Annotated in this window: 30 protein-coding genes; 9 read left to right on the forward strand and 21 right to left on the reverse strand. The window is 71.8% G+C overall.

Features of this window, described 5'->3' with window-relative positions:
- Positions 1-31: 31 nt before the first annotated feature.
- Positions 32-874: a M15 family metallopeptidase gene (locus ACLJOK_RS13205; protein ID WP_410818665.1), complete on the reverse strand. Its 843-nt coding sequence runs from the start codon at positions 872-874 to the stop codon at positions 32-34.
- Positions 875-1,113: 239 nt separating this feature from the next.
- On the opposite strand from ACLJOK_RS13205, the gene ACLJOK_RS13210 reads away from it, so the two are divergent.
- A complete protein-coding gene (locus ACLJOK_RS13210; RefSeq protein WP_238677359.1) occupies positions 1,114-2,151 on the forward strand; it encodes a LacI family DNA-binding transcriptional regulator in 1,038 nt (345 codons plus the stop codon).
- Between the two features lie 135 nt (positions 2,152-2,286).
- Here ACLJOK_RS13210 and ACLJOK_RS13215 read toward each other — a convergent pair whose 3' ends face one another.
- From ACLJOK_RS13215 to ACLJOK_RS13225, 3 genes are all read right to left on the reverse strand, one after another.
- Positions 2,287-3,135: a peptidylprolyl isomerase gene (locus ACLJOK_RS13215; RefSeq protein ID WP_410818667.1), complete on the reverse strand. Its 849-nt coding sequence runs from the start codon at positions 3,133-3,135 to the stop codon at positions 2,287-2,289.
- Between the two features lie 70 nt (positions 3,136-3,205).
- Positions 3,206-4,414 carry a D-alanyl-D-alanine carboxypeptidase family protein gene (locus ACLJOK_RS13220; RefSeq protein ID WP_410818669.1) on the reverse strand — a complete coding sequence of 403 codons (1,209 nt, stop codon included), beginning with the start codon at positions 4,412-4,414 and terminating at the stop codon, positions 3,206-3,208.
- A gap of 47 nt (positions 4,415-4,461) precedes the next feature.
- Complete coding sequence (locus ACLJOK_RS13225; RefSeq protein WP_410818671.1) at positions 4,462-5,190, reverse strand: MerR family transcriptional regulator; 729 nt, start codon at positions 5,188-5,190, stop codon at positions 4,462-4,464.
- A 166-nt stretch (positions 5,191-5,356) separates the two neighbouring features.
- Between ACLJOK_RS13225 and ACLJOK_RS13230 the strand changes: the two genes are divergently transcribed.
- Positions 5,357-7,639 carry an ATP-binding cassette domain-containing protein gene (locus ACLJOK_RS13230; RefSeq protein WP_410818673.1) on the forward strand — a complete coding sequence of 761 codons (2,283 nt, stop codon included), beginning with the start codon at positions 5,357-5,359 and terminating at the stop codon, positions 7,637-7,639.
- An 82-nt stretch (positions 7,640-7,721) separates the two neighbouring features.
- On the opposite strand, the gene ACLJOK_RS13235 is transcribed toward ACLJOK_RS13230, so the two are convergent.
- The 5 genes from ACLJOK_RS13235 to ACLJOK_RS13255 form a co-directional block, all read right to left on the reverse strand.
- Positions 7,722-8,141, reverse strand: a complete 420-nt coding sequence (locus tag ACLJOK_RS13235) for a protein-tyrosine phosphatase family protein (protein ID WP_410818675.1) — start codon at positions 8,139-8,141, stop codon at positions 7,722-7,724.
- Positions 8,142-8,794: 653 nt separating this feature from the next.
- The gene (locus ACLJOK_RS13240; RefSeq protein WP_410818012.1) at positions 8,795-9,361 is read right to left on the reverse strand and encodes a hypothetical protein; all 567 of its coding nucleotides are present in this window, start codon (positions 9,359-9,361) and stop codon (positions 8,795-8,797) included.
- 588 nt (positions 9,362-9,949) lie between these two features.
- Positions 9,950-10,594, reverse strand: a complete 645-nt coding sequence (locus ACLJOK_RS13245) for a response regulator (protein ID WP_410818677.1) — start codon at positions 10,592-10,594, stop codon at positions 9,950-9,952.
- Complete coding sequence (locus tag ACLJOK_RS13250) at positions 10,585-11,763, reverse strand: sensor histidine kinase (RefSeq protein ID WP_410818679.1); 1,179 nt, start codon at positions 11,761-11,763, stop codon at positions 10,585-10,587. Before ACLJOK_RS13250 ends, ACLJOK_RS13245 begins: the two co-directional genes overlap by 10 nt.
- A gap of 105 nt (positions 11,764-11,868) precedes the next feature.
- On the reverse strand, positions 11,869-12,651 hold the full coding sequence (locus ACLJOK_RS13255) for a DedA family protein (protein WP_410818681.1): 783 nt from the start codon (positions 12,649-12,651) through the stop codon (positions 11,869-11,871).
- Here ACLJOK_RS13255 and ACLJOK_RS13260 point away from each other — a divergent pair.
- The 4 genes from ACLJOK_RS13260 (at position 12,650) to ACLJOK_RS13275 (ending at position 15,328) form a co-directional block, all read left to right on the forward strand.
- Positions 12,650-13,432 carry a carbon-nitrogen hydrolase family protein gene (locus tag ACLJOK_RS13260; protein ID WP_410818682.1) on the forward strand — a complete coding sequence of 261 codons (783 nt, stop codon included), beginning with the start codon at positions 12,650-12,652 and terminating at the stop codon, positions 13,430-13,432. The genes ACLJOK_RS13255 and ACLJOK_RS13260 overlap by 2 nt on opposite strands.
- 63 nt (positions 13,433-13,495) lie before the next feature.
- Complete coding sequence (locus ACLJOK_RS13265) at positions 13,496-14,299, forward strand: alpha/beta fold hydrolase (protein WP_410818684.1); 804 nt, start codon at positions 13,496-13,498, stop codon at positions 14,297-14,299.
- 46 nt (positions 14,300-14,345) lie between these two features.
- Positions 14,346-14,786 (forward strand): VOC family protein, encoded by a 441-nt coding sequence (locus ACLJOK_RS13270; protein WP_410818686.1) that lies wholly within the window; start codon positions 14,346-14,348, stop codon positions 14,784-14,786.
- Between the two features lie 44 nt (positions 14,787-14,830).
- Positions 14,831-15,328 carry a DinB family protein gene (locus ACLJOK_RS13275; protein ID WP_410818687.1) on the forward strand — a complete coding sequence of 166 codons (498 nt, stop codon included), beginning with the start codon at positions 14,831-14,833 and terminating at the stop codon, positions 15,326-15,328.
- Between the two features lie 9 nt (positions 15,329-15,337).
- Here ACLJOK_RS13275 and ACLJOK_RS13280 read toward each other — a convergent pair whose 3' ends face one another.
- A complete protein-coding gene (locus ACLJOK_RS13280; RefSeq protein WP_410818689.1) occupies positions 15,338-16,213 on the reverse strand; it encodes an alpha/beta fold hydrolase in 876 nt (291 codons plus the stop codon).
- Between the two features lie 71 nt (positions 16,214-16,284).
- On the opposite strand from ACLJOK_RS13280, the gene ACLJOK_RS13285 reads away from it, so the two are divergent.
- On the forward strand, positions 16,285-16,797 hold the full coding sequence (locus ACLJOK_RS13285; RefSeq protein ID WP_410818690.1) for a GNAT family N-acetyltransferase: 513 nt from the start codon (positions 16,285-16,287) through the stop codon (positions 16,795-16,797).
- On the opposite strand, the gene ACLJOK_RS13290 is transcribed toward ACLJOK_RS13285, so the two are convergent.
- The 7 genes from ACLJOK_RS13290 to ACLJOK_RS13320 form a co-directional block, all read right to left on the reverse strand.
- A complete protein-coding gene (locus ACLJOK_RS13290) occupies positions 16,787-17,428 on the reverse strand; it encodes a histidine phosphatase family protein (protein ID WP_410818692.1) in 642 nt (213 codons plus the stop codon). The two genes, ACLJOK_RS13285 and ACLJOK_RS13290, sit on opposite strands and share 11 nt — an antisense overlap.
- A gap of 33 nt (positions 17,429-17,461) precedes the next feature.
- Positions 17,462-18,919 (reverse strand): serine/threonine-protein kinase, encoded by a 1,458-nt coding sequence (locus tag ACLJOK_RS13295; RefSeq protein WP_410818694.1) that lies wholly within the window; start codon positions 18,917-18,919, stop codon positions 17,462-17,464.
- 98 nt (positions 18,920-19,017) lie between these two features.
- Entirely contained in the window at positions 19,018-19,221 is a 204-nt protein-coding gene (locus ACLJOK_RS13300; protein ID WP_410818695.1) for a hypothetical protein, read from the reverse strand.
- 2 nt (positions 19,222-19,223) lie between these two features.
- Positions 19,224-20,288 (reverse strand): LacI family DNA-binding transcriptional regulator, encoded by a 1,065-nt coding sequence (locus ACLJOK_RS13305; RefSeq protein ID WP_410818697.1) that lies wholly within the window; start codon positions 20,286-20,288, stop codon positions 19,224-19,226.
- 97 nt (positions 20,289-20,385) lie between these two features.
- Positions 20,386-21,276: an SAM-dependent methyltransferase gene (locus ACLJOK_RS13310; protein ID WP_410818699.1), complete on the reverse strand. Its 891-nt coding sequence runs from the start codon at positions 21,274-21,276 to the stop codon at positions 20,386-20,388.
- A gap of 23 nt (positions 21,277-21,299) precedes the next feature.
- Positions 21,300-22,133, reverse strand: a complete 834-nt coding sequence (locus ACLJOK_RS13315) for a helix-turn-helix domain-containing protein (RefSeq protein ID WP_410819349.1) — start codon at positions 22,131-22,133, stop codon at positions 21,300-21,302.
- A gap of 196 nt (positions 22,134-22,329) precedes the next feature.
- The gene (locus ACLJOK_RS13320; protein WP_091406718.1) at positions 22,330-22,569 is read right to left on the reverse strand and encodes a DUF397 domain-containing protein; all 240 of its coding nucleotides are present in this window, start codon (positions 22,567-22,569) and stop codon (positions 22,330-22,332) included.
- A gap of 264 nt (positions 22,570-22,833) precedes the next feature.
- Here ACLJOK_RS13320 and ACLJOK_RS13325 point away from each other — a divergent pair, with 264 nt between their 5' ends.
- Positions 22,834-23,484 carry a GGDEF domain-containing protein gene (locus tag ACLJOK_RS13325; RefSeq protein WP_238658305.1) on the forward strand — a complete coding sequence of 217 codons (651 nt, stop codon included), beginning with the start codon at positions 22,834-22,836 and terminating at the stop codon, positions 23,482-23,484.
- A gap of 4 nt (positions 23,485-23,488) precedes the next feature.
- On the opposite strand, the gene ACLJOK_RS13330 is transcribed toward ACLJOK_RS13325, so the two are convergent.
- Genes ACLJOK_RS13330 through ACLJOK_RS13340 form a run of 3 tightly spaced genes read right to left on the reverse strand, consistent with a single transcriptional unit; the run spans position 23,489 to position 25,420 of the window.
- Entirely contained in the window at positions 23,489-24,559 is a 1,071-nt protein-coding gene (locus tag ACLJOK_RS13330) for a phosphotransferase enzyme family protein (protein WP_410818702.1), read from the reverse strand.
- Between the two features lie 59 nt (positions 24,560-24,618).
- The gene (locus ACLJOK_RS13335) at positions 24,619-25,092 is read right to left on the reverse strand and encodes an SRPBCC family protein (protein ID WP_410818703.1); all 474 of its coding nucleotides are present in this window, start codon (positions 25,090-25,092) and stop codon (positions 24,619-24,621) included.
- Entirely contained in the window at positions 25,076-25,420 is a 345-nt protein-coding gene (locus ACLJOK_RS13340) for an ArsR/SmtB family transcription factor (protein WP_410818705.1), read from the reverse strand. The genes ACLJOK_RS13335 and ACLJOK_RS13340 overlap by 17 nt, the downstream gene beginning before the upstream one ends.
- A 163-nt stretch (positions 25,421-25,583) precedes the next feature.
- Here ACLJOK_RS13340 and ACLJOK_RS13345 point away from each other — a divergent pair, with 163 nt between their 5' ends.
- Positions 25,584-26,219, forward strand: a complete 636-nt coding sequence (locus ACLJOK_RS13345) for a flavodoxin family protein (RefSeq protein WP_410818706.1) — start codon at positions 25,584-25,586, stop codon at positions 26,217-26,219.
- 3 nt (positions 26,220-26,222) lie between these two features.
- On the opposite strand, the gene ACLJOK_RS13350 is transcribed toward ACLJOK_RS13345, so the two are convergent.
- Positions 26,223-26,714, reverse strand: a complete 492-nt coding sequence (locus ACLJOK_RS13350) for a type II toxin-antitoxin system PemK/MazF family toxin (protein ID WP_030336385.1) — start codon at positions 26,712-26,714, stop codon at positions 26,223-26,225.
- Positions 26,715-26,756: the final 42 nt, after the last annotated feature.

Below are 26,756 nucleotides of genomic sequence, written 5' to 3' on the forward strand. Positions count from 1 at the left end.
GCGGTGCCGGGACGCGGGGCAGGGCCGCGGGTCAGCCGACCGAGGAGCGGGCGATCGGGGCCGCGAAGAACGTGTCCGGGTACGGCTCGTCGCGCAGGCTGTAGTGCCACCACTCACGGTCGTAGTTGACGAACCCGGCGTCGGTCATCAGCCGCTGCAACAACCGGCGGTTGTCGCGCGCCGGCCCGGTGACACGGGGGTCGGCGGTGTGCGCCCGCGGGTCGAAACAGTCGAAGCCCGTACCCATGTCGATGCTGTTGTCTTTGAACCGCTGCGCGCGCGGCGCGGTGCAGGCGGCCAGCGGTTGCCCGACCCGGTACGGAGGTTGGCTGGCGGCGGGCTCGTCGACCAGTGTCAGGTCCAGGGTGCTGCCGCGGCTGTGCGCGGTGGGCGCCCCGATGTAACCGTCGGCGAAGAGCCGATTCTTGGCCAGGTCCGGGTAGAACTCGGCCTTGGTCTGCTGCTCATCGGGGCGCTTCGACCAGGCGACGAAGTCGTCCACCGCCGGTTGCGGGCGGTAGCAGTCGTACACCTTGAGGCTGTGCCCACCGGCCAGCGCGGCGTCCTGTACGCGGCGCAACGCCTCGGCCGCCTGCCGGGTGAGCAGGCAGAGCGGCTCGCGGTAGCCGGTGATCGGCCGGCCGACGAAGTTGTGCGGTGTGGCGTAGCGGATGTCGGCGTGGATGCGCGGGTCATGGTCGGTCAGCACCACGAACCCCGGCAGCGGGGCTGCCACGGAGGTGGACGGGGCCGGCGCGGGTGTGGGGCTCGCCGACGTCGGCTGGGGCGCGGCCGGCGCGGGGCGGGGCTCCGGCCGTGAGCAGCCGCCGAGCAGCGCGGCGAGCGCGAACACGACGGCCAGGCGGTAGCGCACGATTCCTGTCTATCAGCCCAACCGGGGCCACCATCCCAGGATCCCTGCGGTCCGCTGGCTGAAAGTAGCCGGAAAAACTCCGGAACTTTTCCGCAACTCAAGCGAAGCTTCGGTCGACCTGGAATGTCGTCAACCCCCGTCGGTGAGGCAAGATGGCGCGTGGGACGGGCACGCCGTTTCGGGACACACGGTGGGCGACGCCTGGTGGTCGTTCCTCCGGCTCGGTGAAGGAGACGCGGGTGGGCGCGGACGACGGACGCAGGGTGACCATCACCGCGATCGCACGGGAGGCCGGGGTGTCGGTGCCGACCGTGTCACGGGTGCTCAACGGACGCTCCGATGTGGCCCCGGACACCCGGGAGCGGGTCGAGGAGCTGTTGCGCCACCACGGCTACCGGCGCCGCACCAGCCGCAGCGTTCGCCGAGCCGGTCTCGTCGACCTGGTCTTCAACGACCTGGACAGCCCGTGGGCCGTGGAGATCATCCGGGGCGTGGAGGATGTCGGGCACGGCGCGGGCGTCGGCACCGTGGTCTCCGCCATCCACCGGCAGCCCACCGCGGCCCGGCAGTGGTTGCAGAACCTGCGCACCCGGGCCACCGACGGCGTCATCTTCGTGACCTCGCACCTGAGCCCGCCGCTGCACGCGCAGCTGCGTCGCCTCAACGTGCCGGTGGTGGTCGTCGACCCGGCCGGGGTGCCGGCCATGGACGTGCCGACGATCGGCGCCACCAACTGGGCCGGCGGGCTCGCCGCTACCGAACACCTACTCGCGATCGGGCACCGGCGCATCGGTTTCGTGGCCGGGCCGACGCACCTGCTGTGCAGCCGGGCCCGGCTCGACGGTTACCGGGCCGGGCTGGAGGCCGCCGGGGTGCCGGTGGACGACAAGCTGGTCTACCCGGGCGACTTCTACCACGCCTCCGGGTTTGCCGGCGGGACCGCGCTGCTCGACCTCGCCGACCCGCCGACCGGCATCTTCGCCTCCAGCGACCAGATGGCCTTCGGCGTCTACGAGGCCATCCGACGCCGCGGGCTGCGCGTCCCGGACGACGTGAGCGTTGTCGGTTTCGACGACCTGCCGGAAGCCCGCTGGGCCTCACCGCCGCTGACCACCGTGCGCCAACCGTTGGTCGAGATGGGACGGTTGGCGGCCCGGACAGTGCTGCGCCTGGCCCAGGGCGAGGGCATCGACTCGCCCCGGGTGGAACTCGCCACCGAATTGGTCGTTCGGGACAGCACCGCCGCCCCGCCGACCGGGTCGCCCGCCTCGGCGTGATGGCCGGAACCGCGTCGGTAACCGGTTGGACCGGTTCCGGTCCGTTCCCGAAAATTTCGGCCGGGCCGCGCGTGACCGAGGCTCACCCACTGTGGGCGCGGTGAGCGACCCTTTGTCACCCACCGCGCCGCGCGGTCAGTGGTGGTGGTGCCAGCGGACGGCCTTGCGGATGGTCACCGGCAGTGCGGGCGCGCCGTCGACCGGCGCCGGGTCCTCGGCGGTCGGTGCCACTCCCCCGGCGGCGATCCGGTCCAGGGTGGCCAGGCCGGCCCCGTCGACCTCGCCGAAGATCGTGTAGTTGGGGCGCAGCGCGGAGTTGGCGTAGACCAGGAAGAACTGGCTGCCGTTGGTGTCCGGCCCGGCGTTGGCCATGGCCAGCACGCCCCGGGCGTACACCCGGCGCTCCCCGGTCGGGTCGGTGGGCGCTGGCGGCAGGTCGGTCGGCAGCTCGTCGCGGTACCGGTAGCCCGGGCCGCCCTCACCGGTGCCGGACGGGTCACCGCACTGCAACACACTCAGCGTGGGGTACGCGGTGAGCCGGTGGCACGGGGTGCGGTCATAGAACCGCTTGCTCACCAGGTGCAGGAAGCTCTGCACCGTGCACGGCGCGGCGGCCCGGTCGAGTGTCAGCCCGATCGGCCCGTGGTTGGTCGTTAGGGTCACCCGGACGCTGCCCCGGGCCGGGGTGCGTCGCGGGTCGGGCGGCAGCGGCACCGGCCGCGCCGCGGGTTCGTCCGGGGTCTCGGTGTACGCGCAGGGGCCGTGGGTGGTGCGCGGCGGGCGGGTGGCGGTGTCGACAGCGGCGGGCGGGGCGGCGGAGACGCGCACCGCGTCGGCCGACGGGCCCGGCGCGGCGAGCGCGGTGGCGGACGAGCCGACGACCAGCGCCCCGGCGAGCACTGTCACCCCCGCGAGGCGGGTCAGGGCGCGCACCTGCCGGCGGGGTGCCGCCGTCGCGGGGCGCGGTTCGAGTTCACTCGACACAGGGATCCTCCTGGACTGGTGGTGCCAGAAAGACCGGAGTCTATGGAGGGCAGCGCCAGATGTCGATCCGTCAGGGCATCCGGCGACGACGACGCCACAGCAAACCGCCCAACAACGCCACCACTGTCGCGCCGCTCACAGCGGTCACCGACCACAGCCACCCCGAGCCGGTACGCGCGGGCCCGCTGGCCGCCGCCGGTCGGGGCGCGCCGGGGGCCGCCAGAGCGGACGGCGCCGCCGACGGGGTGGCGGTCAGCTCGCCGGGCTCGACCAGTCGACCCACTGCGGCGTCCCGGGGCAGCGTGAAGCCCCAGTCCAGGAGGGCCGCGCCCTGCTCCCAGCCGCGTACCGGTGCCGATTCGGCACCCAGCAGGGTCACCACCAGCCGCCGCCCACCGCGTTCCGCCGCCCCCACGTAGGTGTGCCGGGCCAGGTCGGTGAAGCCGGTCTTGCCGCCGAGTGCCCCCGGGTACCGGTAGATCAGCTGGTTCTCGTTCTGAATCTCGAAGCCCTTGGTGCGCTGCGCCCGCTGGACCGGAATCGACGTCTGCTCGGTCAGCGCGTACCGGCGGAAGGTCGGCTCGGCGAAGCAGGCCCGGGCGATCAGCGCCAGGTCGTACGCGCTGGTGAACTGCCCCTTGCCGTCCAGCCCGGACGGGGTGACCGCGTGCGTCTGGAGCGCGCCCAGATGGTGCGCCTGCTCGTTCATGGCGCGGACACCGGCGGCGCTGTCCGTCCCGCTGCCGAGTCGGGCCAGCGCGTTGGCGGCCTCGTTACCGGAGTTGAGCAGTAACCCGAGCCAGATGGTCTCGATGGTGTACCGGCCGCCCGCGACCAGGCCCACGGCCGAGGAGCCGGGTTCGATGTTCATGTCCGCGTCGGTGATGGTGACCGTCTGCTTCGGGTCGAGCTTGGGCAGCATCGTGGCCGCCAGCAGCAGCTTCTGCACGCTCGCCGGTGTGCCGTACTCGTGGGGACCGCAGCCGCCGAGCACCTGGCCGCTGTCGAGGTCGGCGACCAGCCACGACGTGGCCGTCACCCTCGGTGGCGCGGCGGCGCCAGCCGGCACGACCAGGCCGGCCGTGTCCAGCGCCGCGCCGCCGATCATCCGTTGCTCAGGGACGGCGGGCGGGGGCGACGGCCGGGGCGGGCGGGACGCCGCCGGCGCCGGGACCCGGGGGCAGCGCACAGTCGGCGCGGCGGACACTCCCGTCGCACCGACCGGCACGGGAGCGAGCAGGACGGCGGACGTCGTGGCCGCCAGCAGCACAGCTCTCATGTGCCCGACCCTAGTCAGGAAGATCGCCCGGCGGGACGGGATGGCGGTCAACTCGCGTCGCCGCGAGCGCGTAGGTAGTCGTGCAGGGCGGCGCTGCCCCGCAGCCGGCGCAGGCTGCGGGTGTGCAGCTCCTGCTCGCGGCGGGCCAGTTCGGCGCGGACCCGCTGAGCGCTGCCGGTGGTCCGCAGTTCGCCCAGCACCGCGGCGATGATCTCGAAGGGGTACGCGCCCCGGCGCAGCAATGCGATGACCTGCGCCGCGCGAAGCTCCGCCTCGTCGTACACCCGGTAGTTGGTGCCCGGGGTGCGGCCCGGCCGCAGCAACTCGCGCTCCTCCCACAGCCGCAGCTGTGACGTCCGGACCCCGACCAGGGCGGCGACCTCGCCGATGCGGGCGCCGTAGCGTGGCGCGGGCCGGGCCGCCGGTGGGCTGGCCAGCACGGTCTCGAAGGCGCCGAGCACCCGACGGATCTCGGCGCGTTCCCGGTCCAGCTCGGCATGGCCGCCGTCGAGCGCCGCCAGGGCCGCCGGCAGGTCACCCTTGTGCACCGCCGCCATGATCTCCCGGGTACGGCTCCAGCCGTGCCCCTCGGCCAACCGCCGCGCCACGCTCAGCGCCCGGGCGTGCTCGCTGGTGAAGATCCGGTAGCCGCTGGCGGTGCGGCGCACCGGGGGCAGCACCCCCAACTCGACGTAGTTGCGCACCTGCTGCACCGAGATCCCGACGGTGGCCGCCAGGTCCACGGCGCGCAACCGATCCTTCGAGGCGACGTCCACGCGAGCCACCGTACCGCTTACGACGTGATTTGAGACTTTCCAGGACGTAGCGCCGGAGCCTACGCTCGCATCTCGGCAGAACTGTCTACATGAGGATGAATGAGACAATAGAACCCGCCAGTGCCCGGCGGGGCGAAGTCCCGCCACGATTCCGTGAAGGGTTCGTATGTCGCAGCCAGCATGGTCCGCCGCCGACAGCCACGACATGATCGAGGTACGCGGGGCGCGGGAGAACAACCTCGCCGACGTCTCGGTCGACATCCCCAAACGCCGGCTGACCGTCTTCACCGGTGTCTCCGGGTCGGGCAAGTCGTCGCTGGTCTTCGGCACCATCGCCGCCGAGTCCCAGCGCATGATCAACGAGACCTACAGCGCGTTCCTCCAGTCGTTCATGCCGAACCTCAACCGGCCGGACGTCGACTCGCTGCGCAACCTCAGCGCGGCCATCGTCGTCGACCAGGAACGGATGGGGGTCAACTCCCGCTCCACCGTCGGCACCGCCACCGACGCGTACGCCATGCTGCGGATCCTCTTCAGCCGCCTCGGTCAGCCGTCCATCGGCGGCGCCGGGGCGTTCAGCTTCAACCTGCCCGAGGGCATGTGCCCCACCTGCGAAGGGCTGGGCCGGGTCTCCGACCTCGACGTCAACGAGTTGGTCGACGTCGAGCGCTCCCTCAACGACGGCGCGATCACCGTGCCCAACTTCGCCGTCGACTCCTGGTACTGGCAGACCATCGTCGGCTCCGGCCTGTTCGACCCGGACGTCAAACTCCAGGACTTCACCCCGCAGCAGTGGGAGGACTTCCTGCACAAGCCGGCCACCAAGATCAAGGTGGGCAGCAACAACTGGACGTACGAAGGGCTGGCGGTCAAGGTCAAGCGGCTCCTCCTGGCCAAGGACCGCGAGTCGATGCAACCGCACATCCGCGCCTTCGTCGACCGGGCGGTCACCTTCACCAGCTGCGGCGACTGCGGCGGCACCCGACTCAACGCGGCGGCCCTGTCGTCGCGGATCGCCGGGCACACCATCGCCGACTGCTCGGCCATGCAGATCAGTGACCTGGCCGCGTTCGTCCGCACCGTCGACGACCCGGGGGCCGCGCCACTCGTCGCCAACCTTCGCGACCTGCTGGACTCCCTGGTCGAGATCGGTCTGGGCTATCTCAGCCTGGACCGTGAGTCGGCGACCCTCTCCGGTGGTGAGGCGCAACGGGTGAAGATGGTCCGGCACCTCGGCTCCAGCCTCTCCGACGTCACGTACGTCTTCGACGAACCCACCGTCGGCCTGCACCCGCACGACATCGCCCGCATGAACGACCTGCTGCTGCGGCTGCGCGACAAGGGCAACACCGTGCTGGTGGTGGAACACAAACCGGAGACCATCGCCATCGCCGACCACGTGGTCGACCTCGGACCGGGCGCCGGCACCGACGGTGGTCGGATCTGCTTCACCGGCGACATCCCCGGCCTGCGCCGCTCCGACACGCTCACCGGGCGGCACCTGGACCACCGGGTGACAGTGCGCGAGGCGGTACGCCAACCCACCGGGCAACTCGCCATCCGCCAGGCCGACCTGCACAACCTGCGCGACGTGGACGTGGACATCCCGCTCGGGGTCCTCACCGTGGTCACCGGTGTGGCCGGCTCCGGCAAGAGTTCACTGATCCACGGGTCGCTGCGCGGCCGGTCCGGGGTCGTCATCGTCGACCAGTCCCCGATCCGTGGCTCACGACGCAGCAACCCGGCCACCTACAGCGGACTGCTCGACCCGATCCGCACCGCCTTCGCCAAGGCCAACGGAGTCAAGGCCGCGCTGTTCAGCGCCAACTCCGAGGGCGCCTGCCCGGCCTGCAAGGGAATCGGGCTCATCTACACCGACCTGGCGATGATGGCCGGCGTCGCGAGCGTCTGCGAACGGTGCGAGGGGCGACGCTTCACCGACGAGGTGCTCACGTACACGCTGCGGGGCAAGAACATCAGCGAGGTGCTGGCCATGTCGGTCACCGAGGCGCACGCCTTCTTCCCGCACGTCATCCTCGGTCGGCTGGTCGACGTCGGGCTGGGCTACCTCAGCCTCGGCCAACCACTGACCACCCTGTCCGGCGGGGAACGGCAACGGCTCAAGCTCGCCATCCACCTGGCCGAGAAGACCACCACGTACGTCCTGGACGAGCCGACCACGGGCCTGCACCTGGCCGACGTGGACCAACTGTTGGCCCTGCTCGACCGAATGGTCGATGCCGGGAACACGGTGATCGTCATCGAGCACCACCAGGCGGTCATGGCACACGCCGACTGGCTCGTCGACCTCGGCCCCGGCGCCGGCCACGACGGTGGCCGCATCGTCTTCACCGGCACACCTGCCGAGTTGGTCGCCGCCGGCGACACCGTCACCGCCAAGCACCTCCGCGAGTACGTCAACGACCCGGCGGTGGTCGGCCAGGGCTGACACCGCCACCCCGAGGCCGGCCGGCACGTGGTGGCCGGCACGGGCGGGCGGCACGGGCGGTGGTCCGGCGGTCCGGCTGCGGTCAGGAGACGCGGCGCAGCCAGCGCCGCTGCCAGGGGGTCTCCACCGCCTTCGGGTGGTAGCCGCTCCGAACAAACGGCACCGCCCGCTCGACCGGCAGGCCGTCGAGGATCGCCAGCGCGGCCAGGGCCGTTCCGGTACGACCCACCCCACCCCGACAGGCCACCTCGACACGTTCACCGTCGTGGGCCCGTCGCAGCGCCTCCCGCAGGACGTCGAGGGCTTCGGCGCTGTCGAGCGGCACCCAGAAATCGGGCCACCGGATCCGCCGGTGCGGCCAGGCCGGCTCCGGGCCAGGGGCCAGCAGCACGGCGAAGTCGGCGGGCGAGGTCGCGGCAGCGACGCGGCGTCCGCGCACCATCGCCCCGCTGGGGAGTACGAGTACGCCCGACTGCTCGGACCACGGCTGTGCGTCAGTCACCCGGACATTTTGCCGCCCCGTTCTGACCGATGAGCACAGACAGCGCCGCCCCCGGCCGGTAGGACGGGGGCGGCGCTGGTGTCGGTGTGCAGGTCGCCTCTCGGCGAGTGGCACGACGCGGCTCCAGCCGAACGGTATTCCGCGAAGGCGATATTAGGTGAGGCCCGGGGACACTGAGTCACACCGACACCCTCCACAACCAGCCCGCACCCCGCGTTGTTCCCCCGCCCCCGCCGGGCCGGGTGCCGTCAGGCCCATCGCTGCACCGCCGCTCGTCCCACGGCCACGACACCCGCCATCGCGCCGCACGTCGGCCGTGCCCCCGCGAGATCTTGGACAGTTTCCGTTCGCGCGGAACGGAAACTGTCCAAGATCTGCGGGCAGCCACCGACCCGACCGCGGCATCCGCTGCCGGATCGCGCCGTCAGCTCCCGGCGGGCACCCGGCGGCGCGGCATCCGCTTTCGGCGGCGCGGCATCCACCTCCAGCGGACACCCAACGGCGCAGCATCCGCGAACAACGACCAGTGGCCAGTGACATGTGCCAGCCGCACGGAAACGGAAATGCCGCTGGCCGACACCCGGTGTTGCGGGTGCCGGCCAGCGGTCCGTGTCGTGCGGTGGTGCGTGTTCCTGTGGTGGTGCTGCCGAGGGTCAGCTGTTCCAGTGCTGGGCGACGAGGTCGGTGGCCTGCTGCTCCCACTGGGCGTAGGCGTCCGGGTAAGCCGACACCTGCACCGTCTGCGCCGCGTCGGTCAGCGGCATGTCCTGCCAACCATCAACCTGCTTCAGACCCTTCAAGAACGCGGTGGTGGAGTACTCAGGGTTAGTGATCTGCTCCGGGGTACCCCAACCCGAGCTCGGGCGCTGCTGGAACAGGCCCAGCGAGTCGTGGTCGTTCATGTCGCCCAGGTGGCCGAGGTTCTCCAGCTTCGACTCCTGCAGGCTCGTCGCGATCGAGATGACCGCGGCCCGCTCCGGCAGGCCCGCCTTCTTCGTGGCGGCGATGATCGCCTTCACGTTCGCGGTCTGCTCGTCGTTGAGGCTGATGTGGGACTGGTCGCCCTGCGGCTTCGGCGCCGACTGCTGCACGGCCACCGCGACGGGCTTGGCGTCCACAGCCGGGGTAGCGGCGTGGGCAGCGATCGGACCGGCGAACACACCACCGGCGAACGCGAGACCAGCAACAGACAGCATGCTCTTACGGAAGATCGTGTTCATGGGGGGAGCTCCTTCGGGGGTAGGACACCCAACCGCCAAAGGGGGGCGGCGGCAGGGTGTGAGCACCTCGTCCGGCGCTGCACTAACAAAGGGGGGAAAGTCTGGGGGGTGACGCCTGTCGGGCGTCGGGTCGGCGACCTGGCGAGCGGAGGGCTCGTGGCGCCGGGTCCATCTGTAACGACCGGGGGGCCGGGGTCATTCCGGGGGTGGCCCATCCGTCGGCACCCTCGTCGGGGCGGTGCCCGTCGGTCGTTCGTGGGGACTGCAACGACCGGGCGGAGGCTGGCATTCCACCTGCGCGACCAGCCCCCAGCGCTCGGGCGACGGGTCGGTGGTACTGCGACCGTCAGGGTATGTAACGACCCCGACCCCGCCAGGATTCCAGCCTGAGGGTGCGCCCGGTCACCACCCACAACCACCCACCAACGGCCAAACCACCCACACAACACCGGCCCCACGGCGTCGAATCGGCCCTCACTCGGGTGATCCACTCGGGTTCCTTGATGTCGGGGCATCCCGGACGACCGGACATCCCGACATCAAGGAACCCGAGTCGACCATGTCGGCTCCGCCCGCGCGGCTGGCGGATCAGGTGCCCAGGTAGCGCAGGACCGCGAGGATTCGTCGGCTGTAGCCAGTGGTGTGCGCGAGGTCGAGTTTGTCGAAGATGGCGTTGACATGCTTCTCGACAGCGCTCTGCGATACGTGCAGCCGCTGGGCGATGGCGAGATTCGTGTGCCCCTGGGCCATCTCGTGCAGGACGTCCCGTTCCCGTGGCGTGAGCCGACCGAACGGGTCGGGCCGGGCCGAGCCGGCCACCACCTGACGGACCACCTCCGGGTCGAGGGCGGTGCCCCCGGCGGCGACCCGGTCGAGTGCGTCGAGGAAGTCGTCCACCTGGGCGACCCGGTCCTTGAGCAGATAGCCGACCCCCTCGGGACGGTCCGCGAGCAGCCGCGCGGCGTAACGCCGCTCCACGTACTGGGAGAGCACGAGGACGCCGGTGTCGGGCCACCGACGACGGATCTCCAGGGCGGCCCGCAGCCCGTCATCGGTGTGGTTGGGTGGCATCCGGACGTCGGTGACGACCACGTCGGGACGGGATCGTCCGACCGCCTCGACAAGTTGGTCGGCGGTCCCGACCGCCGCGAGCACCTCGTGCTCCTCGTCGGCGAGCAGCCGCGTCAGGCCCTCCCGGAGCAGCGTCGAGTCTTCGGCGAGGACTAGTCGCACGGCAGCTGCGCCAGCACTGTCGTCGGACCGCCGGCCGGGCTGGTCACCAGCAGGCGGCCGTCCAGCGCGGCGACCCGTCGCGCGAGCCCGGACAACCCGCGCCCGGTCGGTTCCGCCCCGCCGACGCCGTCGTCGTGCACGCGCATCCGGATCCACCCATCCCGTACTCCGATGTCGACAGTGACCAGGGTAGCGGCGGCGTGTTTCGCGGCGTTGGTGAGCGCCTCGCAGGCCACGAAGTACAGCACCGTCTCGACCTGCCGCTCGGGGCGGACCGGCAGCTCGCAGCGGATCCGCACCGGCACCTCGGATCCGCGGGCGACGATGGCCAGGACCTCGCCCAGATCGCTGTCGTCCAGTGCTGACGGGTAGACCCGCCACGCCACCTCGCGTAACTCTTCGATGGCCCGCTGCACGTCCTCGTGTGCCTGCACGAGCAGTGCGTGTGTGCGGTCGGCGTCGCGGGCGCGCCGGGCCCGGCCGAGCAGCATGCCGAGGGCGACCAGTCGCTGTTGGAGGCCGTCATGCAGGTCGCGTTCGATGCGCTGCCGTTCGGCGTCGACGGCGGCGATGACCCCGGCCCGGCTGATGGTCAGCTCGTGGACCCGCCGCGTCAGCTCCGCCCGACTGCCCGGCCCGAGCAGTCGTCGCGCCAGCCGGATGTCCAGCGCGGCGATGCTGGCAACGGCCTGAACGTTGAGCAGTAACAGCACCGCCCCGACGGCGATCTGGGTCAGTGCGTCGGGAAGGGTCAGCTCTCCGCGCACCGCTGCGCGCAGCACGATCCCGGCCAGCACCACGCCAACGCCGAGCACTGCGTATGCCAGCAGGGCGAGCGTGCCGGGTAGCAGTCGGGCGGCCAGGTAGCCGATCTGCCGCCGGGTCGCCACGGCGTTCGGCGCGGGCAGGTCCTCCGCGGCGAGCAGTCCGGCGAGGCGGCGATGTTCCATCAGTACCAGCCGGCTCCCGTACCGGTCGGTCAGGCCAGCGACCTGACGGCCCGCCGTGGGCGCGACCGCGCGCACGCTGGATGCGGCGGCCGCGACGACGAGGAAGGCGAGCTCGACGGCGGCCGTCGCGATCCCGACGGCGACGCCGAGAGGCAGCCGGAACCGAAGCCACCACGTGCCGGATCGCCGCTCCCCCACCACCTCGCCCGCCTCCCACACCGAGTCTGTTCCCCCTTGGTCTGCGTCATCTGACCCGCCCGCCCGCAGGCGACCCCGGGTGGCGCGTGGGGTGAAGCAGAGCAAAGGAAACCAGAAGAGGACTGGCTAGCGCTCGTCCGAGGCCCAGGTTCCGCTTCGGTAGAGGGTGCCGCGACCGCCCGGGTCGGGCATCCCGTTCAGTTCGCTCTCCTCGGGTTCGGTCGGCTCGGGGTCCCGGTCGGCGCGGCGGGCTTTCAGTACGCGGGACCCGACGAACCAGGCGGCCGCCGCCACGCTGACCACGATCACCACTTTCTGGAGCGTGCCGACGTAGCCCTCGACGAGGTGCCAGTTGTCGCCCAGCAGGTAGCCGGCGAGTACGAAGGTGGTGTTCCAGATCAGGCTGCCCAGCGTGGTGTAGAGCAGGAACGTGGTCACCGGCATCCGCTCCACGCCCGCCGGAATGGAGATCAGACTCCGGAAGATCGGGATCATTCGACCGAAGAAGACCGCCTTCACACCGTGCCGCAGGAACCACGCCTCGGTCCGGTCCACGTCGCTGAGCTTGACCAGTGGCAACCGGGACACGATGGCCCGCATCCGGTCGCGCCCCAGGGCCGCGCCGATCAGGTAGAGCGCGAGCGCGCCCACCACCGAGCCCAGCGTGGTCCAGAAGATCGCACCGACCAGACTCATCCGTCCCTGCGCGGCGACGAACCCGGCCAGCGGCAGGATCACCTCGCTGGGGATCGGCGGAAAGAGGTTCTCCAACGCCACCGCCAGGCCGGCACCGGGCCCGCCGAGTCGTTCCACCAGGTCAGTGACGTAGCCGACGATTCCGTCCTGTGGTGGCTCCGCTGCGGCGGCGGGGGTTCCGGTGGCGAACACGGCGTGGGACGTTCGAATCATGCGCCCACGTTACGAAGTCATCCTGAGAGCCGACCATGGGGCCGACCGCCCGACCCCGCGGGTCGACCACACCGGTGGGGGTGCGGAAAGCCGCACCCCGCTGCGGCTCGCTGTGGTCCAGCCGCCGTGCGTACCCCTGGATGTCGCGGCAAACGCGCGGGCGCACGCCGCCGCGGTCCGCGCGGCGCGCGCCCGGGTGGTGGTCTTTCCGGAGCTGTCGCTGACGGGGTACGAGTTGGACGCGCCGGTCGTGTCGGCCGATGACCCGCGGTTGGCGCCGCTGGTCGAGGCGTGCGCCGAGGCGGGTGCGCTGGCCCTGGTCGGCGCGCCGGTCGTCGGCGACCACATCGCGATGCTGGCGGTTACCGGCGGCGGTGTGACGGTGGCGTACCGGAAGATGTGGCTGGGGGACGCGGAGGCCCGCCGGTTCCGGCCCGGCGATGCCCCGGTCGTGCTCGATGTGGACGGTTGGCGGCTGGGGCTGGCGATCTGCAAGGACACCGGCGTGGCCGCGCACGCGGAGCGGACGGCCGCGCTCGGGATCGACGTGTACGCGGCGGGCGTCCTGGAGTCGGCCCGCGACGCCGCCGTGATAGACCAGCGGGCGCACCGGATCGCCACCGCGCACCGGGTCTGGGTTGCGGTGGCGAGCTTCGCCGGGTCGACGGGCGGTGGCTACACCGAGGCGGCGGGGCGCTCGGGCGTCTGGACGCCAAACGGCGAGGTGTACGCCCGCGCGGGCACCGAACCGGGCGAGTCGGTCAGCGTCAGCATCGGCTGACTGAGAGTCGACGTCGGACCCGTCCCCTAGCGTGGGCAGTGTCATCGACACGAGGAGAAGCGCATGGACGAGGCCGCGACGACCGGCACTGTCCGCTCGGCGGACGGCACCACCATCGCGTACGAGCGGAGCGGCGCCGGTCCTGTGGTGATCCTGGTGGATGCGGCGGGCGGGTTCCGCGAGATGGGCCCGATGAGGTCGCTGGCGGCCCACCTGGCCGGCGAGTTCACAGTGCTGACCTATGACCGGCGGGGTCGGGGGCAGAGCTCCGACACGTCGCCGTACGCGCCACGGCGGGAGGTCGAGGATCTGCGGGCCCTGATCGAGGACGCGTGCGGCGGTTCGGCAGCTCTCTACGGTTTCTCCTCGGGGGCGGTGCTGGCGCTGCTCGCCGCGGCCGGCGGCCTGTCGGTCACCCGGCTGGCCCTGCTGGAGCCGCCGTTCGCGCAGGGCGAGCAGTCGCCGGACGAGCCGGACCTGGCCGCGGACATCAGCGAGCTGGTCGCCGCCGGCCGTCCGGGCGATGCGATGCTGCATTTCCAGCGCAGCATCGGCGTGCCCGCGGAGTTCGTCGACGGGATGCGCGACGGGCCGGGCTGGCCGGCCATGGAGGCCCTGGCGCACACTCTGGTCTACGACCTCACCCTGCTCACGGGCCTGCCGGCCGAGGCGCTGACCGCACTGACGATCCCGACGTTGGTGCTGGACAGTGCGCAGAGCGACGCACGGCTGCGAGGCTGGGCACAGGGGGTGGCCGAGAAGCTGCCGGCCGGTCGGCACCGCACCCTGCCCGGCGAGTGGCACGGCGTCTCGGACGAGGTGCTGGCGCCGGTGCTTGCCGACCACTTCTCCGGTCGCGCCGACTGACTGGCGACGCCTGGCACCTGTCATACGGCTCGGGCAGGATCGGTCCATGAGCACTGTCCCCTCCCGACTGTCAGTGGTCACGCTGGGAGCACGCGACGTCGCCGCGCTGCGGTTGTTCTACAGGTCGTTGGGCTGGCCCGAGCTGCCGGCCAGTGACGACGGCTGGTCGGCCTTCCTGCTCGGCGGTGTGCTGTTCGCGCTGTACCCGCTGCCGGAGTTGGCCGCCGAGGCGGCGCCGGGAGTGCCGGCGCCGGCCGGTGGTTGGTCCGGCGTCACCCTGGCCTGCAATGTCGACAGCCCCGAGCAGGTCGACGCGGCCTTCGCGGCGGCCGTCGCGGCGGGGGCGACGGTGGTGGCGCAGCCGACCGGCAGGTCCTGGGGTGGGCGCTCCGGCTACATCGCCGATCCGGAGGGCAACCGTTGGGAGATCGCCTGGGCGGGCACCGCCCGCTTCGACGAGCGCGGCGCTCTTCTCTCCTTTGGCTGAGTGTGCTGTTTGCGCGGCGGCGATGACCTTGGAATGCTTCGGGAATGACAGCCTTTCCCCCGACCTTCGCCGACGATGTCGTCGGCCAGTCAGCCCAGACGCAGTTCGAGGCGTTCATCGACGAGCACCGCAGAGCGCTCAACGGCTACCTGGACGGGCTGACCGAGGAGCAGGCGCGCCGGTCGTTGGTGCCGTCCCGGACGACGCTGCTGGGTCTGGTGAAGCACGCCGCGTTCGTAGAAAAGGTCTGGTTCGACGAGGCCGTCACGTGTCGACCCCGCTCCGAGATCGGCATCCCGGCCACGCCGGACGAGTCGTTCATCCTCGACGACGACGACACGATCGCCTCGATCCAGCGAGCGCACCGCGAGGCGTGCGAGGCCTCCCGCCGCGCGACGGCGTCGCTGGGCCTGGACGACGTGCTGCGCGGCAACCGGCGCGGCCCGCTGCCGCTGCGCTGGGTGTACCTGCACGTGCTGCGCGAGCTGGCCCAGCACTGCGGGCACGCCGAGATTCTGCGCGAGCAGGTCCTGGCCGAGTAGCGCGGACGGTCAGCCGGCGTCCAGCACCTCGCGCAACCGTGCCGCGAACTCCTCGGGCTTGCCCGCGTAGCCGAACTCACCCCCGAGGAAGCCGCCGTGGTGACTCGGGAACACCACTGGCTCCCGACCGAGCAGGGCCGCCAGGCCGAGGGCCGTCCGCGCGGTGTACGTCCCTGTCGACTCCTCGCCGACCGCGATCACGATCCGGGTCGGTGCCGCGGTGAGCAGGCTAGCGTCGGGCCGGTAGTCGGAGACCGCCCACGAATTCTGCGACAGCAGCGGATCGTCGCGGGTGCCGTCGTCGTCGGTCGACATGCCGAACATCGCCGGGTCGGGGGTGGGCTGGGCGAAGTAGGCATCGGTGAATTCGCCCTGCCACGACGTCATCGCGATGAACGCGGCCATGCCGGCGCCGCTACCTTTCGCCTGGTACGCCTCGTAGAAGCCGGCCCGCGCGCGCTCGGCGGCCCCGGCGTCGGGGAGCACAGCGTTGATCGGCGGCTCGTGCGCCACCAAGGTGACGACGTCGCGCGGGTACGTCGCGACGAGGTCGAGTGCCGTCACCGCACCGCCGCTGCTGGCGAACACGTCGACCGGGCCAGCGTCGAGTGCCTTGATCAGCAGGTGCAGGTCGGCCGCCTGCTGCTGCGGCGTGTGGTCGATGCGGCCGTCCGTGCGGACGCTGCGGCCGAGCCCGCGCGGGTCGTAGGTGACGACGGTGCGGTCGGTGAAGTGCGGGGCGAGCGCGGTGAAGCCCTCCGCCGTCATCGGTTGACCGATCATGAGCAGCACGGGGTCCCCGCCGGACGGGGGCAGCGGGCCGCGGACGTCGTAGACCAGGTCGACGCCGGGTACGGCGAGGGTGTGTGTCTGCGTTGTCGTCATGTCGGTGAGACTACGGCCGGCGGAGACCGATGGGCGGGTACGACGTGCCGGCGGGCGGCTACCGTCGCGGCATGCCCGAGTTGCTCGCGCCCACCGTCCGCCTGCACGCCGCCTGGCTGGAGGCGCACGACGAGTGGGGCCCCGGTCTCCACGAGGACGGTTTCGGGCTGCGGTCGACAGACGAGGTGCGCTCGCCGGAGGGGTTCGCGGCCTGGGTGACCCGACTGGCCGACCAGTCGGATCCGGCGAAGCCGTTGGATGCGGGTCGCGTGCCGTGCACGTACCGGTGGATCGCCGAGGACGACCGGGTGCTCGGCGGGATCGCGCTGCGACACGACCCCAACGACTACTTGCTGCGGGTTGCCGGCCACATCGGCTATGGCATCCGCCCGTCCGCACGCCGCAGAGGGCCGGCGACCTGGGCGCTGGACCGGATGCTCGCCCACGCGCGGGCGCTCGGCTTGGATCGGGTGCTGCTGGTCTGCGAGGCGGGCAACGACGCGTCGTCGAGGACGATCGAGCGTTGCGGCGGCGTCCTGGACACCGACCTCGGCCCGGCACGGCGGTACTGGATCACGCTTTAGCCCACCCGCCGGTGTCGGCGAAGCGACGCAGCGTCCAGCGGGCGGGCGGCCAACCGCCGGGGTCGTGGTCGGTGGTCCATTCGGTGATCGAGGCCGGGGGCACGTCCAGGTCGAACGCCCGGAAGACCGGCTGCGCGCCGAGCGCGTGGAAGGCGCCCTCCACAGTCTCGCTGTGGCCGACCAGGACCACTGTGGAGCCCCGGTGCCGGTGGGCGATCTCCATGATCGCGCGGCTGACGCGGACCACCAGTTCGGCCCAAGTCTCGTTGCCCTCCTCGAACGGTCGGAACACGCCGCCACCCGCCACCGCGTGGTCGGTGCGGAAGAGAGCGGTCGGCAGGCCGTCGGCGTACGGGGGTGTGTGCCAGGTGCAGAGACCACAGTCGGGCACGGGTCGGACGCCGAACGCCGCGCCGATCGGTTGCGCGGTCTCGACGGCCCTGCGCAGCACGGACGAGTAGACCGCCACGGGCCCGGCGGCGGTGACCTCATTGGTGAGCCGGTTGGCCAGGTCGTGTGCCTGTTCGTGGCCGAGGGCGGTGAGGCCCCGACAGCCACGTGGCCCACCGACGATTCCTTCGAGCTGGTGAACCGCCTCGCCGTGTCGCACGAAGATCAGACGTGTCCGCATCGGGACATCATGCCAGCGGTATCGACGGAGGTATCAGTCGTCCGTACGGCTGGTAGAGGAGCTGCCGGCCTGGGTGAGCAGAGCGTCCAGTTTCGCGCCCGTCTGCGCTGGTAGGCGGTGCCGCCGCACCAGCTCGGCGATGTGGTCCCGTAGGTCGGCGACACGCTCGGCGCGGTCCCTGGTGCGGCGGTTGAGGTCGGCGAGGTCGTCACGCAGATCCTCGGCGGTCTTCGGGTCGACGTCGCCGCGGGCGACCGCGGTGGCGAGGACGGCGGCGAACTCGCTGCTCACCTCCCGGAAGCTGACCGGTAGCTGCTGCCCGACGGTCGGGGGCGCGGTGCTGGCTGTGGGGCGTGGTGGGGACGGTGCGGCAGGCGTCGGCGAGTGTGTCGTGGGCGCGGGGGCCGGGGCGGAGGTCGACGGCGCGGCCGCGATCTCGGCCGGGTCGGGTGTGCCCGGGTTGCCGAGCGGATTCTCCACGAAGAGGACGCCGACGCCGATCAGCACGGCGAGCACGGCCGCGACGAGCACGGCGAGGGGCCGACGCGATCGGCGTCGGGCCGGTGCGGCGGTTGCCGGGACGGGGCGGGCCAGCACCGACCGGTCGATCAGGGTGGGCGGGTGGGCGGCCGGCCGGATGCGCAGCAGCTCGGTGGGCGGCTCGACCGGCTGACCGGCGCCGAAGCGGCGGGCCAGATGCGCGGCGCTCGGCCGGTCGGCCGGGTTGGCGGCCAGGCAGGCGACGGTCAGCTCGGCGATGTCGGCGGGAAGGCCGGGCACCCGCAGCGGCGGCACGGGGGTGCCCCGCCGGTGCACCTCCAGCGCGTCCTCCCAGCTCTGTACGGGCAGTGGTGCCCGCCCGGTGAGGGTGCGGTAGAGCAGTGCGCCGAGGGCGTACACGTCGCTCGCCGGGTCGGGCGGGCCGGCGGTCAGCCGTTCCGGGGCGAAGTAGGCGGGGGTGCCCATCAGCGGTTCGCCGGACTGGCTGTCGAGGCCGCCGAGCGCGGCGATGCCGAAGTCGAGCACCTTGGCGCCGGTGTCGGTGAGCATGACGTTGCCGGGCTTGACGTCGCGGTGCACGACACCGATGCGGTGCGCGGCGGCCAGCGCGGCGGCGATCTGCCCGGCCACCCGGACCGCCTCCGGCCAGGGCAGCGGCCCGTTGCGCAGCCGGTCGGCCAGGTTGTGACCGTCGACGAGTTCCATCACCAGGTACGGGACCACGACGCCGCCGGCCAGGGTCGCCTCGGCGTAGTCGTACACCTGGGTCACGTGTGGGTGGGTCAGCCGGGCGGCCGCGCGGGCCTCGCGTTGGATGGTGGCCCGCAGCTGTGGGTCGGTGGCGAACTGACCGGCGAGCACCTTGATCGCGACGGGCCGCCCGAGCACCTCGTCGTCGCCCCGCCACACCTCGGACATGCCACCGAGACCGATCCGCTCGTGCAGTACGTAGCGGTCGTGAAGGCGGAGAGTGGGCGTGAGCGGCGACATGGCTTCACCAGTCTGCCTTGCAATACCGCCCTCGACCACTCTGCGTGCCCGGACCCACACTGTTCGTCCCGTGCGTACCGGAATGGGATTGGTGCGGGTCAGGAGCAGCGCGGGCTGGCGGGCAGCGGTCGCGGCTGGATGCGGTCGGCGAGCCGGCGCAGGGCGAGGGCGGTGGCCTGCCGGGTCGGGGCGAGCAGTGCCCGACGGGGGTGTTCGACCTGGACCGGAGCGTCCGGTCGGGCCGAGTTGATGTGCCGGTTCATGGCGTCGAGCGCGGTGATGTATCCGGTGGGAAGTTCCATGGTCAACTCCTCGGGACAGGTCCGGTGGAGCTCCGGACGACGAGTTCGGTGGGCAGCAACACGTGACCGGCCGCGGCGTCCGCGGGCGGGTCGAGCAGCAGTTCGGCGGCGATGCGGCCCTTCTCCTCGGCTGGTTGCCGAACGGTGGTGAGGCCGGCCGCGGCGGCCTCGGCGACGTCGTCGAAGCCGGTCACCGAGACGGTGGGGCGATCATGGGCCGGCCGTGCTGCCAGGGCGTCCAGCACACCGAGCGCGAGGACGTCGGAGCCGGCCAGCACGGCGGTCGGCGGTGCGGGTTGGTCGAACAGCCCGGCGATGGCTGCGGCTGCCGCCGGCCGGCTGTTGCCGGGGACGTTGACCACTGTCAGCTCGGCCCAGCCGACGCCGACCTCGGCGAAGGCGTCGGCGAACCCGCCGAGCCGACCTCGGGTGGTCGGGTGCGGCACCTGGTCGACCCCGGCCAGTGTGAGCGGGCCGGCCGGCGCGTCGGGCAGCACCGAGTCGGCGAGCAGCGCCACCCGACGGTGCCCGAGCCCGACGACGTGCGCGGCGGCGCTGCGCGCGGCGGCCCGCTCGTCGATGCCGACGAACCGTTCGTCGGCGCTGGCGTCGTCGCGGGCGGCCGTGCTGACGAACGGCAACCCGCGTTGGCGGATCACGTCCAACGCCCACTCCTCGTCGGCGACGCAGTAGACGCAGAACCCGTCGACGGCGGCGTTCTCCACCGCCCGTCGGGCGTCGGTCACCGCCGGAGGCAGCGGCACCAGCAGCATGCTGGTGCCGTGCCGTTCGGCCGCCGCGCCGACACCGGCGAGGAAGCGGACCGCGAACGGGTCGGTGAAGGCGTACGACAACTGCGAGGTGAACAGCACCCCGATCGACCCGACGAAGCCCCGGCGCAGGGAGCGCGCGGTGGGGTTGGGGCCGGGGTACCCGAGTTGCCGGGCGGCGTCCAGGATCCGCTCGCGCAGGGCGGCGGAGAGCTGGTCGGGGCGGCTGTAGGCGTTGGACACGGTGCTGCGGGAGACGCCGACCGCGTCGGCCACGGCTTGCAGTGTTGGCTTCACCGGCACCTCTCTGTATCGATCCAGTCTGTATCGATACAGAGACTAGCCGGACCAGTCGGCGTCGGTCAATACGTGAGCCGAGAGTGCGCCTGGGCGGTCAGGGCAGGCGGGCGACGCCGCCGTACATGCTCACGTCGACCACCGACGGGCGCGGCTGCGATTCGCTCTCGGCCCGCCACTCGGCGACCGAGGTGATGCCCGGCTCCACCACGTCGAGGTCGACGAAGAAGCTGGTGAACTCGTCCCGGCTGCGTAGGTTGATCACCCCGTGCGGGCCGCCACCCTTGGCCGCCGCCCGGGCCTGCTCGGCCACCGCCGACGGAAGATAGTCGTGGGTGGCGTGCGAGGCAGCGAGGTAGCTGCCCGCAGGCAGCACGTCGAGTAGTTGCCGCACCAGCGCGTACGGGTCCTCGTCGTCGGGCACGAAGTGCAGGACCGCCACCAGCATGAGGGCGACCGGCCGGGACAGGTCGATGGTGCGGCTCAGTTCCGGGTGGGCCAGGATCCGCTCCGGGTCGCGCAGGTCGGCGTCGATGTAGGCGGTGGCACCCTGCGGCGAGCTGCTCAGCAGCGCGCGGGCGTGGGCCAGCACGATCGGATCGTTGTCGATGTAGACCACCCGGGACTCCGGCGCGATGGCCTGGGCGACCTCGTGGGTGTTGTTGGCGGTCGGGATGCCGGTGCCGATGTCGAGGAACTGCCGGATGCCGGCCTCGCGGGTCAGGAAGCCCACGGCCCGCTGGAGGAAACGGCGGTTCTCCAGGGCGGCGGTGCGGATCGTCGGGAAGGCTGCCGCCATCGTGTCGCCGGACTCCCGGTCGGCCTGGAAGTTGTCCTTGCCGCCCAGCCAGTAGTTGTAGCGGCGGGCCGGGTGGGCCACCGAGGTGTCGATCCGGTCACTCGGTGAGCCGGCCGCCGCGCCCGAGGTGTTGGTGGTCAAGGCTGCCTCCGCACTGACGTCCGTCCACTGTCCACGGTCGTCGACCATGCTAGGGCCGTCGCGGTCTGGCGTCAGGCCGGGTAGAGGTCGTCCAGCAGGCCGCTGAGGATCTCCGGCGTACGCTCCGGCGGCTCGGCCTCGACGCAGAGCCGCTCCATGGCCACCGCGTAGTAGTCCAGATCGTCGCGCTTGTCGAGGTAGATCGCGCTGGTGAGTTGCTCGATGTAGACGATGTCCGGGAGCTCCTGGTCACCGAAGCGCAGGATGGTGAAGGCGCCACCGGCGGCGGCGTGGCCACCGGCGGCGAACGGGATGACCTGAAGCCGGATGTGCGGCGACTTGGTCGCCTCGATGAGCGCGGCGAGCTGGCCGCGCATGACCTCGGCGCCGCCGATGGGCCGGCGCAGGGCCGCCTCGTCCACCACGGCCCAGAGCTGCGGCGGGTTCTGCCGCTGGAGCAACTGTTGACGCTGCATCCGCAGCGCGACGCGCCTGTCGATCTCACCCGGACCGGCCGCGCCGTGCCCGAGCAGCACGACCGCCCGGGCGTACTCCCGGGTCTGCAGGAGGCCGGGCACGAACTGCACCTCGTAGCTGCGGATCAGCGCGGCGGCGGCCTCCAGGCCCAGGTACGACTGGAACCAGGACGGCAACACGTCGCCGTAGCGGTGCCACCAGCCGGGGCTGTTAGCGTCCCGTGCGAGCTTGAGCAGCGCGTCGCGCTCGTGGTCCTCGGTGACGCCGTAAAGGGTCAACAGATCGGCGACGTCGCGCTCCTTGAAGCCGACCCGGCCCAGCTCCATCCGACTGATCTTGGATTCGGAGGAGCGGATCTCCCAGCCGGCGCCCTCCCGGGTCACCCCGCTGGACTCCCGGAGTCGGCGCAGTTGGGCGCCGAGCAGCATGCGCAGCACGGTCGGCCCGGTTGTCGGGCCACCCTCGGCGGGAACGATCGTCACGTGCGGACCTCCGGACACCGATCCACGGCGGCCGGGCGCCCCGGCCCGGCCGACGTGTAAGCATGCCATGGACCGACAGTGAGGTGAACTCCTCCGCGCCGGTGAATAAGTCCCGTCGCCGGGACGACCCACGCCCGGCCGGTCAGTTGATCAGATGGTCGAAATCGCCGTCCCGCGCACCGAGAACGAAGGCGGCGATCTCGTCCACCGTGTAGATCAGCGCCGGCCCTTCCGGGTGTCGTGAGTTGCGGACCGCGATGCCCGCTCCCTCGGGCAGTTCGGCCAGTTCGACGCAGTTGCCGCTGGGGTTGCTGCGGCGACTCTTCTGCCAGCTCAGCGGAGGCAACTGGTGGATCGGTACGCCATTGGGTGGCTGCTGCATGGGGGCGTCTTTCTGTTACGAGCCCGCCGGTGGCCGTGGGAGGAGCGGTGACGGCGAGGGGGTGCGGTATCGACATTGGACGGTTCTGCACGTGCATCTGCTATTGCATCTGCATCCGACGGCGAGCATGATAACGCAGATGATCGGTGCCCATCCGTTCACTTTGTGTTACCACCAGACGGGCAACGATCAGGCAAAACTGGGCCCGACGCGGCGCGCCGCGTCAAGCGAAGGCTGGAGGCGGTCGCGGCGATGGGAGGGTTCGTGCCGGATCCGATGAGTGTCGCCTCCGGCGTCTGCGCGGCCGGCGCGCTGCTCTCCTCCTGGCAACTACGCCGACGAGCGGTGCGCGCCGAGGCCGAGATCGGCCATCTCCAGGCCGAACTGGCCGCCGAACGGCACGCCGCCAGTCATGACCCGCTCACCGGGCTGCCCAATCGACGCGCCTTCTACCGCCTGGCGGCCGCCCTGCTCACCGACGCCGCCGGCCAGCCGCTGATCGCCGTGGTGCTCGACCTGGACGACTTCAAGCAGATCAACGACCGGTACGGGCACGCCGCCGGCGACCAAGTGCTGATCAGTGTGGCCGAGCGGCTCGCCGGCTTCGCCGGTGACAATCTCGTGGCCCGCCTCGGTGGCGACGAGTTCGCCGGGTTGCTCTCCAGCCCCACCGTCGACCGGCGCTGGATCGAGCACTCGACCCGCCGGCTCAGCGAAACCGTCGCCGCGCCGATCCGGTTGAGCGGCTGCAGCGTCCGGGTCACCGCCTCCGTCGGGCTCGCCCCGGTGACCGGCCCGGCCCAGCTCACCGACGCGCTCAGCCGCGCCGACGCGGCCATGTACCAGGCGAAGAGCCTCGGTGGTGCCCGGTCGCCCCGCCAACTGGTCGACAGCGCGTTCCTCGCGGAGCGCTGACCGTTCAGCCCTGCCCCGCAGGGTGGCCACTGTGGACGGACGCCGGGCCCGCGACGCGCCGCGGGTCGAGACCGCGCATCGCCGCGTCGGCGAGGGTGACCAGACCCACCGGTGACACCAGCCCCCGCACGATCCGCGCCGCACGATCCCGGTCGGCCGTCTCGGCGTCGAGGTCCAACGCCTGGCGGGTCCAGTTGCTGACATCGTCGAGCGCGCGGACCGCGAGGAACCAGGCCAGGCGCACGGGGTCGACGTCGGTCCTGCCGTAGCCGGCGAGCACGGCCTGCTGCTGCTCGGGAGTGATCGGCGCGAAGGCGAGCACCCCGCCGAGGACGAACATGAGATCGCACTCGGGCGGGGCGAGCACCGCGTCGTCCCAGTCGATCAGCCAGACCTGCCCATCCGCGCCGAGCAGCAGGTTGCCCAGGTGCGGGTCACCGTGACAGACGACGATCGGGCCGGGCCGGTCGCGCTGCTCGACGGCGCGGCCCTCGACCTCGCGGGTCAGGGCCCCCAGCCGGTCGGCCACCGCCGACCACACCCCGGCCAGCTCCGCAACCAGCGGGTCCGCGAGGTCGGCCGGGGCCGGGTCGCGCAGCCGCGCGGCCATCGCCCGGGTCGCGGTCACGATCGAGGGGTACCCGGCACCGCCCGCCGGCAGCAGCGGGCTCAGCCCGTCGGTCACCGGCACGGCGTGCACGGCGGCCAGCACCTCGCCGTACGCGCGCCAGTGCGCGCCGGTCATCGGGCCGTCGAGCGCCCGCTGGTCGGAGACCCACGGCACCACCGAGAGGCGCCGGCCGTCGTGGTCGATGAACAACCGTCCGTCGGCGGCCCGCAGCGGCGCGGCGATGCCCGGCACCCCCTGCTCGGCCAGGTACGCCGTCACGACCAGGCCGGCCGGGGTGCCGCCGCCGCTCAGCTTGACCGCGTACCGACCGCCGTCGGCGGTCTGGGCCAGCCACAGTCGGGCGTGCTCGTCCGCGCCGAAGGCGACGCACTCCATCGTGGAGGGTTGCAGGCCGAAGCCCGTCCGCACCTGCTCGGCGACCTGCCGTGCGACGTCCTGCACCATGCGGACACCATGCCAGCGCTCCGGTCACCGACACAGCGATTTTGCCTGTCGCGCCGCGCTCAGCGCAGCGTTGCCAGGTGGCGGTCCAGCGCGGCGTACGACTCGGCGGCCCCCTGCGTCATACCGGAGTCGACCATCCCGTCGCGCTCCGCGGTGGTGTCGAAGCGGGTGGTGCTCGTGATGGTGGTGCGCCCCTCCTCTTCGGTGAAGAGCACCGTCTCCACCGCGACATGGCCGGGCATGCCCTCGAACTCGAAGGTCTGCACGAGACGCTCGGGAACGACGATCTCCCGGTACTCGCCGCGGAAGGCGTAGTCGTTGCCGTCCGTGGCGTGCTCGACGAACCGGTAGCCACCGCCCACCCGAAAGTCGATCTCGACGTCCAATGGGTTGCCCCGCCCCCACCACTGCCTGAGGTGCTCGGCCTGGGTGTGCGCGGCGTAGACCAGTTCGCGGGGCGCGTCGAACGTCCGGGTGAGGGTGATCTCCTGGTCGGACGGCAGGTCGATCGTCAGGTCAGGGAGCTTGTTCATGGCGGGTCTCCTTCAGGTCGCGTAGGTAGTCGTCCAGGGTGTCGTAACGGTCGTTCCAGAGCCGGTGGTACTGGTCGACCCACTCGGCGAGCGTCCGCAGCGGCGCCGGGTCGAGCCGGCAGCGACGCCACTGCGCCTCGCGGGTCCGCACGATCAGCCCGGCACGTTCCAGCACCGAGAGGTGCCTGGAGATCGCCTGGACGCTGATCGGGAACGGCGTCGCCAGCTCGTTGACCGTCGCGTCGCCGCTTGCCAGCCGGGCCAGGATCGCCCGCCTGGTCGGATCAGCGAGCGCGGCGAACACGGCGCTGAGAGGATCTGCGGTCATGTGTCTCTTTCAACCAACTCGTTAATCAACCTTGAGGTTGAATATACAGGTCATCGTGGTTGCGTCAACGACTTCCGCCGCTCGAACCTGGCAAAGGTGTTCCGGTACGCCAGCGGGGTATGGGAAGCCAGCACCCCCTCAAGGACCGCCGAGAGGAACCGACGTGGCGAGCATCCGCGCCCTCGTACTCAACTGCACCCTCAAGCCGTCGCCGGCGCCGTCGAGCGCCGAGCAGCTCGGTCGGGAGGTGCTCGCCGAGTTGGCCACGCAGGGCGTCGAGGGCGAAATGATCCGGGTGGTCGATCACGACGTGCGCTTCGGGGTGTCCACCGACGAGGGCGACGGCGACGGCTGGCCGGCGATCCGCGCCAAGCTGATGGCAGCCCAGGTGCTGATCATCGCCACGCCGATCTGGCTCGGTCAGCCCTCCAGCGTCTGCAAGATGGTCCTCGAACGCCTCGACGCCGAACTCTCCGAAACCGACGCCGAGGGCCGACTCCGCACCTACGGCAAGGTCGCCGGTGTCGCAGTGGTCGGCAACGAGGATGGCGCCCACCACACCATCGGCGAGGTGCAGCAGGCACTCAACGAGGTCGGGTTCACGATCGCCGCCGCCGCCGCTACCTACTGGGTCGGCGAGGCACTACACACAGTGGACTACCGCGACGCCGGCCCCAAGCCCGACACCACCGGCCGCACCACGAAGGCCCTGGCGCTCAACACCGCACACCTGGCCCGGCTCCTCGCCGACCAGCCGTACCCGCCGCCGGACGCGAAGGGTGCCGCGAGCCGCGAATAGACCTCAGCGCCAGCCGTAGCCGGCGCGCAACGCCTGCCCGACCCGGTCGAACCGGGGCCGATCCAACACTGCGCCCTCCCGGCGGATGCTGTCCTCGCGCATGGTGAGCACCCGGTCCAGCCGGACCCAGCTCGGCCGGTTGTCGCGGTCCCACTCACCCGGCCCGAGCGCGAACCAGTGCCGCTGCCCGTCCCGCTCGCTCTGGCTGGACAGCATCAACCCGAACAGGGTCCGGCTGTGCCGCCCGACGACCAGAACCGGCCGGTCCTTGCCCTGGCGCGGGTCGTCCTCGTACGGCACCCACGTCCAGACGATCTCGCCCGGGTCGGCCTGACCGTCCCGCTCCGGAGCGTAGGTCAGCTCCCGACGCTGCAACGCGCTCACCTGACGGCGGCGGGCCACCTGCGCGGGCGCCGGCCCGGTACGCCGGGGCGACGGGATCACCGCACCGACCCGGGAGATTCGCGCCGCGACATTCCTCAACAGACCAGCCACGGCGGGCAGCCTACCCGCCGCCGAAGCGGGCGGTGCGACAGA

This window comes from Micromonospora sp. 050-3 (assembly GCF_046549335.1).
Taxonomy (GTDB): domain Bacteria; phylum Actinomycetota; class Actinomycetes; order Mycobacteriales; family Micromonosporaceae; genus Micromonospora; species Micromonospora trifolii.

Coding starts and splice junctions, on each gene's coding strand:
- ACLJOK_RS13220 (WP_410818669.1), bottom strand. CDS start 4,414: ATGAGAGCTGTGCTGCTGGCGGCCACGACGTCCGCCGTCCTGCTCGCT.
- ACLJOK_RS13230 (WP_410818673.1), top strand. CDS start 5,357: ATGTCGCAGCCAGCATGGTCCGCCGCCGACAGCCACGACATGATCGAG.
- ACLJOK_RS13240 (WP_410818012.1), bottom strand. CDS start 9,361: ATGAACACGATCTTCCGTAAGAGCATGCTGTCTGTTGCTGGTCTCGCG.
- ACLJOK_RS13260 (WP_410818682.1), top strand. CDS start 12,650: ATGCGCCCACGTTACGAAGTCATCCTGAGAGCCGACCATGGGGCCGAC.
- ACLJOK_RS13255 (WP_410818681.1), bottom strand. CDS start 12,651: ATGATTCGAACGTCCCACGCCGTGTTCGCCACCGGAACCCCCGCCGCC.
- ACLJOK_RS13265 (WP_410818684.1), top strand. CDS start 13,496: ATGGACGAGGCCGCGACGACCGGCACTGTCCGCTCGGCGGACGGCACC.
- ACLJOK_RS13270 (WP_410818686.1), top strand. CDS start 14,346: ATGAGCACTGTCCCCTCCCGACTGTCAGTGGTCACGCTGGGAGCACGC.
- ACLJOK_RS13275 (WP_410818687.1), top strand. CDS start 14,831: ATGACAGCCTTTCCCCCGACCTTCGCCGACGATGTCGTCGGCCAGTCA.
- ACLJOK_RS13280 (WP_410818689.1), bottom strand. CDS start 16,213: ATGACGACAACGCAGACACACACCCTCGCCGTACCCGGCGTCGACCTG.
- ACLJOK_RS13285 (WP_410818690.1), top strand. CDS start 16,285: ATGCCCGAGTTGCTCGCGCCCACCGTCCGCCTGCACGCCGCCTGGCTG.
- ACLJOK_RS13290 (WP_410818692.1), bottom strand. CDS start 17,428: ATGCGGACACGTCTGATCTTCGTGCGACACGGCGAGGCGGTTCACCAG.
- ACLJOK_RS13295 (WP_410818694.1), bottom strand. CDS start 18,919: ATGTCGCCGCTCACGCCCACTCTCCGCCTTCACGACCGCTACGTACTG.
- ACLJOK_RS13300 (WP_410818695.1), bottom strand. CDS start 19,221: ATGGAACTTCCCACCGGATACATCACCGCGCTCGACGCCATGAACCGG.
- ACLJOK_RS13310 (WP_410818699.1), bottom strand. CDS start 21,276: ATGGTCGACGACCGTGGACAGTGGACGGACGTCAGTGCGGAGGCAGCC.
- ACLJOK_RS13315 (WP_410819349.1), bottom strand. CDS start 22,133: ATGCTGCTCGGCGCCCAACTGCGCCGACTCCGGGAGTCCAGCGGGGTG.
- ACLJOK_RS13320 (WP_091406718.1), bottom strand. CDS start 22,569: ATGCAGCAGCCACCCAATGGCGTACCGATCCACCAGTTGCCTCCGCTG.
- ACLJOK_RS13330 (WP_410818702.1), bottom strand. CDS start 24,559: ATGGTGCAGGACGTCGCACGGCAGGTCGCCGAGCAGGTGCGGACGGGC.
- ACLJOK_RS13335 (WP_410818703.1), bottom strand. CDS start 25,092: ATGAACAAGCTCCCTGACCTGACGATCGACCTGCCGTCCGACCAGGAG.
- ACLJOK_RS13340 (WP_410818705.1), bottom strand. CDS start 25,420: ATGACCGCAGATCCTCTCAGCGCCGTGTTCGCCGCGCTCGCTGATCCG.